This is a genomic window from Novosphingobium sp. TCA1 (genome assembly GCF_009811895.1).
In the GTDB taxonomy this organism is placed as follows: Bacteria; Pseudomonadota; Alphaproteobacteria; order Sphingomonadales; family Sphingomonadaceae; genus Novosphingobium; species Novosphingobium panipatense_A.
Genome location: NZ_BLJH01000003.1, coordinates 267738 through 281717 on the forward strand (window position 1 = coordinate 267738; position 13980 = coordinate 281717).

The window sequence follows — 13980 nt, forward strand, 5'->3', positions numbered from 1 at the left end:
TTCAAACAAATGCCCTTGCGGCAGCGCGGTATCATCCGCGCCCTTGTTCCGAACATTTCCGCACAGATCCGTCGCTGCCGCCTTACGTTGCCGCGACCTTTGAGCGCGACAGGCAAGACTGCATTCGGAGTGACGTCTCTGGCGTCTTTCGTGCGCTTCCGAACTGTACGTGTATAGGCAATGAATACTTTGGATGTTCTCTTTGCGTCGTCTTTGCATGTCGTCTGGAGACTATGCCGATGGGTAGCCGGGCACAGGCTCCAATGGACGCGGCCACACTCCGAATCGATTCGCCTGGTTAGTTTACTGTACAACCTTGGAGCATCGGCCTGCAGGAGTTGCGACGGCAGTGCAGCATAACAGTGGTGCAGCCGCGAAGGAGAATCGAAGGGCGCGCGACTCGGGGAATCGATTCGCAATGGTGTCTGTCTGAATTCAGCCGTCTTTCGCCCGATCCACGGCAATGGGCAGATGCAGCGCGAGTCGCGTGGCGGAAAAGCTGGCTTTTCCAGAATCGGCGATCCCATCCCGCGCCTCGGGCCGGTAAGCCGCGCGGCCTTCCGGCATCCTGCGGCAATTCGGGCAGGCATTAGTTTGTGTAAGTTAACGCCTTGAAAAAGCGCGACTTATACTAACGCTACCTCTTTCGGGGTACACTGTACCAGAATTATACGGTCGACTCCCTCGCCTCCAGAATGAACATTTGGAAAGGGGGGTTATCTCACTGATCATAAGAGGAATTGAGCACCACCTCGAATGCTCGTTCGGGGCTCGAATAGAACACATCCACCCCCTCGACTTAAAGACGAGGATATGTTCTAAGGTGATCTACCTAAGGTGTGGGTGGAAATAGGGGGCATACAAAGGGGGGCTTGCCATTCTGGCTATCTCATCCGGCGATTGTCGATGATTTCTGATTTCGGGATTTTCCCATCGGGATAATCCTTTGGCTGCTTCGTCCTGCGCTTAGGTGTGTCGGGAGCAGCCCTAAAATAATATTATAATGACTTGGGTCGTCCGTATTTCCGTTGTTCAGGAGAGAAAGACGATGTCGACTTTTGATGAAGTTTGCGTGAGCATTGTCGGTTTCAATTCCCTGGTCAGGGAAGGGATCTGCAAGATCCTCGACAAGTGCGAATTCACGTGCACCCGGTTCTTCAAGGACTGTGACGCGGTGCTCAGCGACAGCGATGTTCCGGCGGTGGCCCTCACGGTTTTCGATATGGGAACCTGCGGCGATCTGCTCGAATGCCTTCCGGCCATGAAGGAGCGCCACCCCCATATGCGGGCGGTCCTGCTGGCGGACGAGTTCGAATTCGGCCAGATGGTCGAAGCCTTCCAGCTTGGCGCCCATGCCTTCCTGCTCAAGGAAATCGGCGCCGAACCCCTGATCGAGTCGCTGCGATTGGTTAATCAGGGTGAAAAGGTATTGCCCAGCGCGCTGCTTCAGCATCTTCCGCAGAAGCAGGCCATCGCCGAAGGCAAGGCCGAAGTGCAGGTCCAACTCAGCGAGCTGCTTTCCGATCGCGAGATCGACACGCTGCGCTGCCTGGTCATGGGTTATCCCAACAAGGTTATCGCCTATCGTCTCGATATCAGCGAGGCGACGGTGAAGGTCCACGTCAAGGCGATCCTGCGCAAGCTGATGGTGCAGAACCGCACGCAGGCGGCGATCTGGGCAGTGAACCAGGGGCTGATCACCCATGGCGGCGAATTCCGCGAAACCCCGGATTTCGTTCCGGTCGAGGAAATCAGCCGGGCACCCGTTCCGCTCGCCCTGGCGCGCTGACCGGATGTTTCGATGGGGCCGGTTTCGCACCGGCCCCATCCAACTGCCCAATAAGCTGCGGCGCGGGGCCGCAGCGATTTACCCAGGGCGGATCGACATTCAGTTCAGGTGGAGCCGAGAAGCGTGATTTCCGAGCATCGGAGCGCAGCGGACTTTCGGTCCGTGAGCACCGAAGCACAGGAAATCGCGCTTCGCAGGCCCGCATGGGCTGAATGTCGATCCGCCTTAAAGGCGGACCACGCAGCGGAAGCCGATATGCGTGGTGGCCGTGTCGATCATCTCGGGATGGCGCGCGGCAGGGCGATAGCGCTGGCAATAGTTGGCTGCGCAAAGGTGCGATCCGCCCTTGATGACCTTGCGCCCGATCCTGACTTGCGGCTGCGCGGGATCGAAGCTGTCCTTCAGCTTCGCGCCCTTGGGATTGCTGATCGTGCAGCAGGAGCCGCCGGACTTCTTCGGCGCCTCGGCACGCTCGGACCACCAGTCCTGCGTCCATTCCCAGGTATTGCCGATCATGTCGTAGAGGCCGTAGCCGTTGGCGGGAAAGCTGCGCACCGGCGAAGTCCGTTCCCAGCCGTCCAGGCACTGGTTGGCGAAGGGGAACAGCCCCTGCCAGTAGTTGGCCATCATCCAGCCTTCCGGCGCGAGTTCGTCGCCCCAGGCATAGTCGGCCTCGTCCAGGCCGCCCTTGGCCGCGAACTCGAACTCGGCCTCGGTCGGCAGGTCCTTGCCCGCCCATTTCGCATAAGCCTCGGCATCGGCATGGGCGACGTGGACGACGGGATGGTCCCAGAGGTCGAGCGCGTCGATATCGCTGTCCGGCCCGAGCGGATGGCGCCAGTTCGCGCCGAATTCGAAGCGCCACCAGTTTGCGGGGTTGGAGGTGTCGACCGGCACGGAAGTCTTGCGGAACACGAGTGATCCGGCCTGCGCCATTTCGGGCGGCATGCCGGGATAGTCCTTGGGGTCCGGCGCAACCTCGGCCACGGTGACATGGCCGGTCGCTTCCACGAAGCGTGCGAAATCCCGGTTGGTGACAGGCACTTCGTCGATCCAGAAGGCATCGACCGAGACACGCCGCAGCGGCGCCTCCTCCGGGTAGAACCGCTCCGAGCCCATCGTGAACGTACCGCCCGGTACGTGGATCATGCCGCGCAACTGCGTGCTGCCTTCGGCCGAAGTCGGGGGCAAAGTCTCGGTCATTCGGAAGGGCCTCTCTGTCGATCTTCCGCTCTGTCTAGAGTCGCTTTGACCTCGCGCCAAACGCGTAATGTCAAAGCGACGTCAGGGACGGCGTGAGATCGACATTCGGCTCAGCCGAGTTCCTTTTCCTTCTCGGCATAGAGCCGTTCCAGTTCGGCGCGGCTCTTCTTCTCGGCGGCGGTCTTGAGCTGGCCGCAGGCCGCATCGATATCGCGCCCGCGCGGGGTGCGGACCGGGGCCGAGATGCCGCCCTTGAACACGATCTCGGAGAAGGCCTTGATCCGCTCCGGCGTCGAGCATTCGTACTGCGCGCCCGGCCAGGGGTTGAACGGGATCAGGTTGACCTTGGCGGGCAGGTCGTACTTCCTGAGCAGGCGGACGAGTTCGTGCGCGTCCGCGTCGCTGTCGTTCTTGTCCTTGAGCATCACGTATTCGAAGGTGATGCGGCGCGCGTTCGAGGCGCCCGGATAGTCGGCGCAGGCCTGGAGCAGGTCCTCGATGCCGTACTTCTTGTTGACCGGCACGATCTCGTCGCGGACTTCCTTGGTCACCGCGTGGAGCGAGACGGCCAGGTTCACGCCGATTTCCTCGCCGCAGCGCGCCATCTGCGGGATCACGCCCGAAGTGGAGAGGGTGATGCGGCGCTTGGACAGGGCCAGGCCGTCACCGTCCATCACCAGCTTCAGCGCATCGCGCACATTGTCGAAATTGTAGAGCGGCTCGCCCATGCCCATCATCACGATGTTGGTGAGCAGGCGGCCGTCGGACGAGTAACCGCCTTCCTCGTCATCGGATTCTGCGCCGTCCACGCCGTCACCGAAGGCGAAGTCCATGCGGCCCTTGGGCCATTCGCCCAGCGTGTCGCGCGCCAGCATGACCTGGCCGACGATCTCGCCCACCGTCAGGTTGCGCACGAGGCGCATGGTGCCGGTGTGGCAGAAGCGGCAGTTGAGCGTGCAGCCGACTTGCGAGGACACGCAAAGCGTGCCGCGATCCGCGTCGGGAATGAACACCATCTCGAAATCGTGCGCGTCCGCCGTGCGCAGCAGCCACTTGCGGGTGCCGTCGCTGGAGTGCTGGGCCTCGACGATTTCCGGGCGGCCGATCACGAAACGCTCGGCAAGCCAGGGGCGCATGGTCTTGGCGATGTCGGTCATCGCCTCGAACTCGGTCACGCCGCGGTGGTAGAGCCAGTGATAGACCTGCTTGGCGCGCAGCTTGGCGGCCTTGGCATCGAGGCCGGCGCTTTCGAACAGTTCCGCGATCCGTTTCTTCGGCAGGCCGATAAGGTCCAGGCGGCCGTCCTCGCGCGGGGTCACGCCCTCCACGAGGTTCGGGCGGGGCACCGGCACGGGGTCGATATGGCCGGGGATCGGCATGGAAGCACCGGGATGGGCTGCAGCACCGGTGGCGCCGGAAAGGGTGTGGGTCGCGTCTGTCATGATTGGGCGGGCATATAGTGCATTCCCGGCAAAAACGGAAGATGCGCGCGCAGACAGGCCCGCGCGAACCCTCGCAATGGTTGCGCGGTTCCCGCTTCCGGGCGCGTGCCAAAGGCGCTCCGTCGATCAAGTGTGACAGAAAAACATCAGTCATTTCGTTGTGTTAGGTTCAGGAAACCAGCCCTGCATGACGAACATTTGACCATTCCAGACGGGCCGGTCGCCGCAACGGATGCCCGTCGAAAAAGAACTACGTATGGAGCATCCCATGAAGAAGATTCTCATCTGCCTCGCCGCCGGTTCGGCAATCGCCTCGGTTCCCGCCATGGCGCAGGACACCGGCCCGGCACAGCCCTTCTCGGGCTTCCACGTCGAAGCGCTCGCCGGTTACGACGTGACCAAGGCAGGCAGCAGCGTCGATGACGACGTTAATGTCGACAACGACCAGTCGATCGACGGCTTCGCCTACGGCGTCGGCGCGGGTTACGATTTCCGCTCGGGCAACTTCGTGTTCGGCCCCGAGGCGGAAGTAACCTGGTCCACCGCCAAGACCAAGTTCGATGACGGCGACTTCGAAGGCTTCGGTCTCGGCAACGTCAAGACCAACCGCGACCTCTACGTCGGCGCGCGCGTGGGCTATGTCGTGACCCCGACCACGATGGTCTATGCCAAGGGCGGCTACACCAATGCCAAGTTCGACGTGCGCAGCACCTTCGGCGACGTCGAAACCAACCGCGACATCGATGCGGACGGCTGGCGCATCGGCGCGGGCGTCGAGCAGGCCGTGACCAACAACGCCTTCGTGAAGCTCGAATACCGCTATTCGAACTACGAGAAGGGTGAGTTCGACTACACCGGCGACATCCCGGACGGCACCCGCTTCAATCTCGACACCGACCGCCACCAGGTCATGGTTGGCGCCGGCGTCCGCTTCTGAGCGAACGGCGAGTGAGGAAGAGGGCGGGGACGAAAGTTCCCGCCCTTTTTCGTGGGTGGGTGAGGGTCAATTTCTGTCCGCTCCCCCAAACGCCCACCTCCCACCCCGCTCAGGCTGATCTTGTCGAAGCCCCCTGCGTCGTGGCGCTGTGGCTCCCATCCTTCGACAAGCTCAGGATGAGCGGGGTGGGAGGCTGAGAACGGGAAATAACCCCCGGCCGCGCTCTACTGCGGCCTGGCGCAACCGATCAGCGCGGCGTCCATTGCGGATGCCGCGCCGGCCAAGGCCCAGGCATTGACGAAACGCCGCCCCTGACGATCGCGCGCGGTCACGGTCATGCGCGGGGCCGAGCGCATGGCGGCGACGATCGCGGCATTGTCCTTCTCGTCCCGCCCCCAGGCATCGCCTTCGCCCGCGACCAGGATGAAGCGCTGACCGCCCAGTGACAGCGTGACTTGCGCCCCTTGTGCGATACGGCGCGAGAGCCGGAAATGGACTTGCCCGCGCGCGCCGCGCCGGGGCCAGGTGCCGATCGCCGCGAAGGGCTGATACTCGCGCGCGGCGGCATTGGGCTCGGCCATGGCGATGGCATAGCAGCGCGGGATCACCGGATCGCGAAACGCCCCCCAGCCTGCGTAGATGCCCAGACTCTCGCGAGCGATCGCGGGCACGGACGGGAGGGCGAGGAAGGCGGCCAGGGCGGCCAGGCGATGAAAGCGGATGGGAAGCATCGAGCGCGGCTCATGGCACGAAAGCGCCCCGCCCGGAAGTCTCAGCGCAAGTGTTCGATCAGAGCGGAAACTCCCGCGTCCAGGCCACCGGCATAATCGCCGTTCCGAAAATGCGGCGTCATGTCGTGTTCCGTGATCGTCTTGCAGAGTTCGTCGGGGAGCTGGTCTGTCAGGCCTTTGCCGACTTCGATACGGGCCTGGCGTTCGGTCGGTGCGATCAGCACGATGATCCCGTCATTCGCGTCCTTACGGCCGATACCCCAGCGATTGCCGAGCTTTCGGGTATAATCGGATATCGTTTCGCCGCCCAGAGATGGGGTGGTCACGATCACGAGTTGATGCTTCGTCGCGCGTTCCAGTGCTTCGGACTGGCGCGTCAATCGTTCTTCGGCGTCACGGCTCAATGCTCCAGCCGCATCGTTCACTCGCCTTTGCAAGTTCAGCGCTTCTCCAGAAGATTGCGCTACCGACTCTGCAAATGCCGTGTTCGTCGCCTCCGCCTTGCCCTTGTAGCCAAGGGTCAGGAGCAGGGAGGCGCCAAGGAGCGTGACGGCTATCGAGCGGAGTGTCACGGTGCCGGGTACTCGATCTCCATCACTTCCCATTCCTTCTCGCCCGAAGGCAGGCGGACCATCTTGAGGTCGCCCACGGCGGCGCCGCGCAGGGCGCGGGCGAGGGGGGCGCTCCAGCCGATCAGGCCTTTTGCCGCGTCCTGTTCGTCGTCGCCGACGATGGTCAGCGTCTTGTGGTTGTCGTCCTCGTCCGCGATCGTCACGGTGGCGCCGAAGAAGACCTTGCCGCGCTCGGTCTGGTCGGCCGGGTTCACCACCCGCAGCGCCTTCATGCGGCGGGCGAGATAGCCGAGTTCGCGGTCGATCTCGCGCATGCGCTTGCGGCCGTAGAGATAGTCGCCGTTCTCCGAGCGGTCGCCGTTGCCGGCCGCCCAGGAGACGATCTCGACGATCTCCGGGCGCTCCTTGCCGAGCAGGTGATCGTAACGGGCGCGCAGGGCAGCCATGCCTGCGGGCGAAATCGGAGGACCGGCGGGTTTCATGGCCTGATCCTTATAAAGCATTGCCGGTTCGGCCAAGTCCCCGATCCGCTTCGTCACCGGCTTGCGCACTGCCTATTAGTCCGACAAAAGAACGGCCAAGATCTAACGGGATTTGAGGATCATCATGGACATTTCACGCCGCACCGCGCTGCTCGCCGCCGCTTCCGCACCGCTGGCCGGGCTTGCCGCCAAGGCCGGTGCCCAGGCGATCGCTCCTGCCGGCGCCACTTCCGCAACGCTGCCTACCGCGCCAGGCGCCGCTCTCGCGCCGCGCCCGCCGATGGGCTGGAACAGCTGGAACAGCTTCGCCGGAACCATCACCGAGGCACAGGCGCTCGAAACCGCCGCGATCATGCGCGAGAAGCTGCTGCCCTTCGGCTACGACGTCTTCACCGTCGACATCCAGTGGTACGAGCCGGATGCCAAGAGCTACACCTACAACGCCAACCCGGTGCCGGCGCTGGACGCCAACGGCCGGATGATCCCCGCGCCGAACCGCTTCCCCTCGTCCAAGGGCGGAAAGGGCTTCGCGCCGCTCTCCGCCAAGGTCCACGCCATGGGCATGAAGTTCGGCATCCACGTCATGCGCGGCATCCCGCGCCACGCCGTGAAGCTCAACCTCCCGGTGCTCGGCACCAAACTGCGCGCGCAGGACATTGCCGACACCTCCAGCATCTGCTCCTGGAACCCCGACATGTACGGCGTCGACATGAGCAAACCCGGCGCCCAGGAATACTACGACAGCATTTTCAGGCTCTATGCCTCGTGGGGCGTCGATTTCGTCAAGATGGACGACATGAGCCGCCCCTACGACGCCCACGCGCCCGAGATCGAGGCCGCCGCCAAGGCCATCGCCCGCTGCGGCCGCCCCATGGTGCTCAGCCTCTCGCCGGGCGAAACCCCCGTCCTGCGCGGTGCCCATGTCCGCCAGCATGCGCAGATGTGGCGCATCTCCGACGACTTCTGGGACGAATGGGCGCAGCTCTACGCGCAGTTCACCCGCCTCGAAAACTGGACGCCGTTCCGCGGTCCCGGCTCCTGGCCCGACGCCGACATGCTGCCGCTCGGCCGCCTCGCGCTGGGCGACCGCGACACCCGCTTCACGCCCGACGAGCAGCGCACGCTGATGACGCTCTGGTCGATTGCCCGCTCGCCGCTGATCATGGGCGGCGATCTGCGTCACCTCGACGCACCGACATTGGCGCTGCTCACCAACCGCGAAGTGCTGGCGGTGAACCAGTCCAGCACCGAAAACACGCCGCTGTTCCTCGACGACGGCACCAAGGTCTGGACCGCGCGCGCGGAGGGCGGCGGGGAGCGCTACGTGGCGCTGTTCAATGTGTCGGACAAGGAGCGGGAGGTGAGCGTGCCGCTTTCACTGCTTGATTTGGGCGCGAAGGCTTCGGTGCGGGACCTTTGGGAGGGTAAGGACCTCGGTGCGGCCGAAGGGCGCGTTTCAGCGCGGCTTGCTTCGCACGGGGCGGGGTTGTTCAGGGTTAAGGGCATTTAAGAAGGGGAAGACCCGGGGGATGATCCCCCGGACCCTCGGAATGTTACCGTCGCGTGCAACCTATCGGTACCGCGCTCCCTGCGGCGCAGCCAATAAGTCTCCCGACGCTGCTATGAGCGCACAACGGATAGGCTGGGCGTGACCTAGACGGTATCGGGGTGCAGGGGTGTTAACCCCTGCTTCTTCCCCTGAACCTTCCAAACCGTCACCCCGGCGTCCGCTTCCCGATCAACTGCGTCAGCGGCGTATTCCCGCGATAGCCCGATTCCTTCGGGTACATCGTCTCGTAGACCACGGCGTTTTCCAGCACGCGCTGGATGTAGTTCTTGGTCTCGTAGATCGGGATCTGCTCCAGCCAGTCGATCCAGTCGACGGCGCCGGTGCGGGGGTCGCCGTTGGCGCGCAGCCACTTGTTCACGTTGCCCGCGCCTGCGTTGTAGGCGCCCACCGCCAGCGGCAGCGAGCCGCTGAAGTAGTTGCGCATGCGCGAGAAGTAGGCGTCGCCGAGGCGGATGTTGTAGCTGGCGTCGCTGACCAGCTGGTTCTGGTCGTAGGCCATGCCGAGCTTGCCGGCCTGTTCGCGCGCGGTGGCGGGCATGAGCTGCATGAGGCCGCGCGCTCCTGCGTGGCTGAGCGCGTTCTGCGCGAACTGGCTCTCCTGCCGGGTGAGGGCGTGGACCATGGCGAAGTCTGCGCCCGGCGGCACCGGGATCAGCGGATAGGCGATCTGGCCGAAGTCCTGGTAGCCGTCGCCATGCGCGCTCTGGCCGAGGATCACGGCAAGGTCGCGGCGGCCGATTTCGCGGGCGAGATCGGCCACGAGGACATGGTCGCTCTCGCTCTGCGCCTGGTCGGAAATCTCGCGGAAGAACTGGACGGTGGTGCGCCAGTCGCCGTCGCGGGCGACGTCGCGCACGGCATTGGTGAGCGGCTTGGCGTTGAAGGCGCTGCGTTCGGCCTGGGTCGGCACCGCGCGCGGGCGGGTGTCGAGGTCGGGCAGGGGGCGGCCCAGCCGTTCGAGCGCGAGCTGGCCGTAGAAGTAGTGCGGATAGGCGGCGGCCATCTGGAAGTAGCGGTTGGCGCCTGTGGTGTCCCCCGCCTTGGCGAGCGCGCGGCCTGCCCAGTAGAACCCCTTGGAGCGCGTGCCCGGGGTCTGCGCGGCGGCGCCGTAGCGGTAGAACAGCGGCGCGGCGCGGCGGGCGTCGCCCAGTTGCCAGAGCGCTTTGGTGCCGCCCAGCCAGACAAGCGTGGTGTAGTCGTCGCGCAGGCGGAACGAGAGCTGGCTGATGTCGGTGCCGGGGGCGAAAGCGTCATCGATGCCGCTGGCGATGCGCACGGCCGAATCCGCGCCCGCGCCCTTGGCGGCGGTGAGCAGTTCGCGCACCCATTTTTCCTGCTCCGGCACCGGGGTCGTCAGGGTGGGACGGCTGGAGAGCAGGGCGATCTCGGCGGGCAGGTTGCCGCTCTTGCGGGCCTGGACGGCGCGCGCATAGATGTATCCCGCATCGGCGTTCATCTGCGGCGTCAGCGTCAGGCCCAGGGTGCCGGGAGGCGAGCCTTGCAGCATCGTCAGCCGCTCCATGAACAGGGCACGGCGTTCGGCGGAGACGAAGGAGATCTGCCGCTCGGCCTGCGCGGTTTCGCCCTGCCAGAGCAGGCGGTCCATGCGGATGTCGTGGTCGGCCGTGGTGAGCGCGCCGCGCCAGGTCGCGAGGATTGCCACCTCGTCGCTGGGCGAAAGCGTGCCGCCGCGCCAAGCGGCGAGGGCGCGCTGCTGCGCATCGGGACGGCGCAAAGTGGTCAGCGCCGTGGCATAGCGCCCGGCGGCCTGGTTCGAGAGCGGCGGATAGCGGGTGAAGAACGCAACCACGGAATTGGCGTCGGGCGCCTGATTCACCAGCGCGCGTTCAGCCGAACCGCGAATCTTGTCGGCCTGGGGATAACCGGGAAACGTCAGCAGGAAGCTGGAATAGCTGCCGAAATCGAATCCGTCCGACGCCACGAGCTGGCGCCAGCGGTCGATCGACTGGTGGACGGCCATGTCGTGCGACTGCATGGAACGCGCCTTCGCAAGGTCCCATTCGCGGCCGTCCTGAGCGGCTGCGGGGGTCCCGAAAGCGATGCCGAATGCGGCGGTCGAAGCAAGCAAGACGAGGGGGGCGACACGCTGCATGCTGGACATTTTGGGAAAAGGCTCCTTATCAGGCGCTGAACATCGGGTCCGTCGGCCCCGATCATTGAACATCAGGTGAGGTAAAGTCCATGTTCTCGGGTTCCATTCCTGCGCTTGTTACACCGTTTCGCGACGGAGCGTTCGATGAACAGGCCTTTCGGCGACTCGTGGACTGGCAGATCGAATCGGGCTCCTCGGCGCTCGTTCCCTGCGGCACGACCGGCGAGAATTCGACGCTTTCGAACGCCGAGCACCACCGCGTCATCGAACTCTGCGTCGAGCAGGCGGCCGGACGTGTGCCGGTGATCGCCGGCTGCGGCAGCAACGATACGATGAATGCACTGCTGCACATGAATTTCTCCAAGAAGTGCGGCGCCTCTGCCGCGCTGCTGGTGGCGCCCTACTACAACCGCCCGAGCCAGGAAGGGCTGCTTGCCCACTTCACATATCTGGCGGAAAACAACGACCTGCCGATCGTGCTCTACAACGTGCCCGGCCGCACCGTCACCGACCTGCTGCCGGAAACCGTCTGCGAACTGGCGCGCCGTTTCCCCGATCGCTTCATCGCCATCAAGGACGCCAGCGGCGATCTCAGCCGCGTGACCGACCACCGCATGGGCATCGGCAAGCATTTCGTGCAGCTCTGCGGTGATGACGAACTGGCGCTGCCGTTCAATGCGGCGGGCGGCGTGGGCTGCATCTCGGTGACGGCGAACGTCGCGCCGAAGCTCTGCGCCGAGTTCCAGGCGGCCTGCGCGGCCAACGACCTGGAAGAAGCGCGCCGCCTCAACGACCTGCTCTATCCGCTGCACTATGCGATGTTCGAGGACAGCTCGCCGGGACCGTGCAAGTACGCGCTGTCGAAGGTCCACGACTGGATCGAGAACGAACTTCGTCTGCCGCTGGTGCCGTGCAGCGAAAAGGCCCGCACGGCAGTAGACGAAGCGCTCGTCCATGCGGGACTGCTGCAGACGGCCTGAGGATTGGCGGCCTGAGGAATGGGGCTTGAAGAACGACGTCGTCCCGGGCTTGACCCGGGACCGCTGGCAGTTCTTCAGGCGCGCGCCATCGGCTGGGCGGCTTGCCGAAAGGTGGGCCGTTCACGGCCAGCGGTCCCGGGTCAAGCCCGGGACGACGGCTGATCTCGGCCCGCTCCCCTCAATCCGCCGGCCCCTCAATCTGCCGGATTGTGCTTCTGCACGAAACGCATGGCTTCCGAGAGCATGCGCTTGCGGGTTTCCTCGCGCGAGAGCCAGTGGTCCTCGCCCGCCAGCGTCACCAGTTCGTAGGGCTTTCCGGCATCCTTCAGGGCATCGGCCATGACCAGGCTCTGCTTGTAGCCGACCACCGTGTCGTCCTTACCGTGGATCAGCAGCACCGGCGCGTCGGCGCGCGCGGCGAAGCGGCGGGGTGAGACTTCGTCGTAGAGCCTGGGATCGCCCAGCTGTTCGCGCAGGGACTTGGTGAGCATCTTCGAATCGCCGCTCTCGCGGATGTCGGTGGCATACATCAGCTTGAGATCGGCCACCCCGGCCACCGAGACCGCGCAGCGGTAAAGCCCCTGTTGCAGGGTGACGCCCGCCAGCGCGGCATAGCCGCCGTAGCTGGCGCCGACGATGCAGGCGCGTTTGGGATCGACGATCCCGCGCCTGGCCAGTTCGGCCAGGCCGTCGGAAATGTCGGTCTGCATCTTGCGCCCCCACTGGCCGTCTCCGGCATGGCGGAAGGCGTCGGTGCGGCCGGTGGAGCCACGGAAATTGGGCTGGAACACGGCATAGCCGCGGGAGGCGAAGGCCTGTGCCCACCAGTCGAATTCGGCCTTGTCATGCGCGGCGGGGCCGCCGTGGGGCAGCAGGATCACCGGCAGGTTCTTCGCCTCGCGGCCGGGCGGAAGCGTGAGGATCCCGTCCATGTCGAGGCCGTCCTGCGCCTTGTAGCCGACCGTGGAAATGGCGCCGACCTGTTCCGGGGCGATTTCCGGCCGCTCGTTGCCGATCGGGTCGGCTCGCTTGGCGCGCACGTCCACGAGATACCAGGTGCCGCTGTCCCGGTTGCCGGTAGTGCGCACCAGCACGTTCGAGAAATCCGGCGTCCAGTCGATCAGATGCGCCTCGCGGCCGGCGAATGCCTTGAAGATGCGGCTGATCGCGCTCTGGTAGACGGGGTTGTCCATGACCGTCTGCGGGGTTTCGCCCGCGGTGCGGTAGCCGATCATGTCGCCGTTGCTGCGGTCCACGAAGAGGCGATCGATGGCGACGTCGCCGAGGATCTCCTTCGCCTCTCCGCCGGCCAGCGGCACTTCGTACCAGTGCGAGGTGCCGTCCTCGTCCTCGATCTCGTAGACGACGGTGGAGCCGCCCTTGCCGAACGAGATCAGGCTGACGTCGCCGGTGGGATCCACGCCGCGCGCCAGTTCCGGTCCCTTGGGCACCGTGATCTTCCAGCTGCCGTTCGTCTCCGAGATGTCGAGAATGACGGCGACATTGCCGCCCCGGTCGATCAGCCAGTCGCGGTAATGTTCCTCGCCGGGCGGCGGCGCGAGAACGCGGGGGCGGTTGGTGGCGATGTCCACGGCATAGAGCGTCGCGCGGCCGTGGCGCCAGCGGGTGTTCAAACCGTCCACGTCGAGCGCGATCCCGCCGAAATAGCCGACCGTGCGCCCGTCCACGGTGCGGATGCCGTAGCGCCCGCGCGTGGTCTTCGCGATTGCCTTGCTCTTGCCGAAGACCATGCCCGATTCGTTGCCAGCACGCATCGGCAGGATGATCGTGCCGGTCATCTCGTATTTCTCGGCCATGAAACCGAAAAGCGGCACCGTGGCGCTGTTGGTCAGCAGCACGGTATCGTTGTCCGCCCATTCGATAGCGCGGACCTTGGTGGTGCCGGGCGAGGCGTTGAGCAGGGTCTTGCCGTCCTTCAGCACGAGAACCCGGCGCTCGCCGCCGGTTCGCACGACGCTGGCGATGGAGTGGCCGTCCGGCGAGATCGCGGCGTCCTCCACTTGCGGAAGTTCGCCGTAGAAATCGAGCGGTGGCGGTTCCACGGCCGCGGCAGACGCAGCTTCGGCAACAAGAAGCACGGCCGGAAGGACCGTCGCAAGTATCAGGCGCAAGATGTATTTCCCCCGTTTGTTCCCGATCC

General features: G+C 64.9%; 11 protein-coding genes. 4 read left to right on the forward strand and 7 right to left on the reverse strand.

The window, feature by feature from the left end; all coding sequences use genetic code 11:
* Nucleotides 1-1048: 1048 nt before the first annotated feature.
* Nucleotides 1049-1789, forward strand: a complete 741-nt coding sequence (locus tag NTCA1_RS06470) for a response regulator transcription factor (RefSeq protein WP_159829402.1) — start codon at nucleotides 1049-1051, stop codon at nucleotides 1787-1789.
* A gap of 225 nt (nucleotides 1790-2014) precedes the next feature.
* Here NTCA1_RS06470 and NTCA1_RS06475 read toward each other — a convergent pair whose 3' ends face one another.
* Nucleotides 2015-2938 carry a formylglycine-generating enzyme family protein gene (locus NTCA1_RS06475; protein ID WP_159829503.1) on the reverse strand — a complete coding sequence of 308 codons (924 nt, stop codon included), beginning with the start codon at nucleotides 2936-2938 and terminating at the stop codon, nucleotides 2015-2017.
* A gap of 164 nt (nucleotides 2939-3102) precedes the next feature.
* A complete protein-coding gene (gene rlmN / locus NTCA1_RS06480; RefSeq protein ID WP_159829505.1) occupies nucleotides 3103-4371 on the reverse strand; it encodes a 23S rRNA (adenine(2503)-C(2))-methyltransferase RlmN in 1269 nt (422 codons plus the stop codon).
* Nucleotides 4372-4702: 331 nt separating this feature from the next.
* On the opposite strand from rlmN, the gene NTCA1_RS06485 reads away from it, so the two are divergent.
* Entirely contained in the window at nucleotides 4703-5371 is a 669-nt protein-coding gene (locus NTCA1_RS06485) for an outer membrane protein (RefSeq protein WP_086491828.1), read from the forward strand.
* A 224-nt stretch (nucleotides 5372-5595) separates the two neighbouring features.
* On the opposite strand, the gene NTCA1_RS06490 is transcribed toward NTCA1_RS06485, so the two are convergent.
* Genes NTCA1_RS06490 through greB form a run of 3 tightly spaced genes read right to left on the reverse strand, consistent with a single transcriptional unit; the run spans nucleotide 5596 to nucleotide 7156 of the window.
* Nucleotides 5596-6102, reverse strand: a complete 507-nt coding sequence (locus tag NTCA1_RS06490) for a hypothetical protein (RefSeq protein WP_159829404.1) — start codon at nucleotides 6100-6102, stop codon at nucleotides 5596-5598.
* Nucleotides 6103-6143: 41 nt separating this feature from the next.
* Complete coding sequence (locus tag NTCA1_RS06495; RefSeq protein WP_159829406.1) at nucleotides 6144-6707, reverse strand: YgcG family protein; 564 nt, start codon at nucleotides 6705-6707, stop codon at nucleotides 6144-6146.
* Nucleotides 6671-7156 carry a transcription elongation factor GreB gene (gene greB, locus NTCA1_RS06500; RefSeq protein WP_159829408.1) on the reverse strand — a complete coding sequence of 162 codons (486 nt, stop codon included), beginning with the start codon at nucleotides 7154-7156 and terminating at the stop codon, nucleotides 6671-6673. Before greB ends, NTCA1_RS06495 begins: the two co-directional genes overlap by 37 nt.
* Before the next feature lie 124 nt (nucleotides 7157-7280).
* Here greB and NTCA1_RS06505 point away from each other — a divergent pair, with 124 nt between their 5' ends.
* The gene (locus NTCA1_RS06505) at nucleotides 7281-8666 is read left to right on the forward strand and encodes a glycoside hydrolase family 27 protein (RefSeq protein ID WP_159829410.1); all 1386 of its coding nucleotides are present in this window, start codon (nucleotides 7281-7283) and stop codon (nucleotides 8664-8666) included.
* A gap of 205 nt (nucleotides 8667-8871) precedes the next feature.
* Here NTCA1_RS06505 and NTCA1_RS06510 read toward each other — a convergent pair whose 3' ends face one another.
* The gene (locus tag NTCA1_RS06510) at nucleotides 8872-10848 is read right to left on the reverse strand and encodes a lytic transglycosylase domain-containing protein (protein WP_159829412.1); all 1977 of its coding nucleotides are present in this window, start codon (nucleotides 10846-10848) and stop codon (nucleotides 8872-8874) included.
* A gap of 80 nt (nucleotides 10849-10928) precedes the next feature.
* On the opposite strand from NTCA1_RS06510, the gene dapA reads away from it, so the two are divergent.
* A complete protein-coding gene (gene dapA / locus NTCA1_RS06515; RefSeq protein ID WP_086491730.1) occupies nucleotides 10929-11819 on the forward strand; it encodes a 4-hydroxy-tetrahydrodipicolinate synthase in 891 nt (296 codons plus the stop codon).
* A gap of 194 nt (nucleotides 11820-12013) precedes the next feature.
* Here the strand turns inward: dapA and NTCA1_RS06520 are convergent, their stop codons facing one another.
* A complete protein-coding gene (locus tag NTCA1_RS06520; RefSeq protein ID WP_236549130.1) occupies nucleotides 12014-13951 on the reverse strand; it encodes a S9 family peptidase in 1938 nt (645 codons plus the stop codon).
* Between the last annotated feature and the right edge of the window lie 29 nt (nucleotides 13952-13980).

What these genes read in the sequence shown, in the direction of transcription:
- rlmN (WP_159829505.1), bottom strand. Translation starts at nt 4,371, where the DNA reads ATGCCGATCCCCGGCCATATCGACCCCGTGCCGGTGCCCCGCCCGAAC.
- dapA (WP_086491730.1), top strand. Translation starts at nt 10,929, where the DNA reads ATGTTCTCGGGTTCCATTCCTGCGCTTGTTACACCGTTTCGCGACGGA.
- NTCA1_RS06495 (WP_159829406.1), bottom strand. Translation starts at nt 6,707, where the DNA reads ATGGGAAGTGATGGAGATCGAGTACCCGGCACCGTGACACTCCGCTCG.
- greB (WP_159829408.1), bottom strand. Translation starts at nt 7,156, where the DNA reads ATGAAACCCGCCGGTCCTCCGATTTCGCCCGCAGGCATGGCTGCCCTG.
- NTCA1_RS06490 (WP_159829404.1), bottom strand. Translation starts at nt 6,102, where the DNA reads ATGCTTCCCATCCGCTTTCATCGCCTGGCCGCCCTGGCCGCCTTCCTC.
- NTCA1_RS06475 (WP_159829503.1), bottom strand. Translation starts at nt 2,938, where the DNA reads ATGATCCACGTACCGGGCGGTACGTTCACGATGGGCTCGGAGCGGTTC.
- NTCA1_RS06470 (WP_159829402.1), top strand. Translation starts at nt 1,049, where the DNA reads ATGTCGACTTTTGATGAAGTTTGCGTGAGCATTGTCGGTTTCAATTCC.
- NTCA1_RS06485 (WP_086491828.1), top strand. Translation starts at nt 4,703, where the DNA reads ATGAAGAAGATTCTCATCTGCCTCGCCGCCGGTTCGGCAATCGCCTCG.
- NTCA1_RS06510 (WP_159829412.1), bottom strand. Translation starts at nt 10,848, where the DNA reads ATGTCCAGCATGCAGCGTGTCGCCCCCCTCGTCTTGCTTGCTTCGACC.
- NTCA1_RS06505 (WP_159829410.1), top strand. Translation starts at nt 7,281, where the DNA reads ATGGACATTTCACGCCGCACCGCGCTGCTCGCCGCCGCTTCCGCACCG.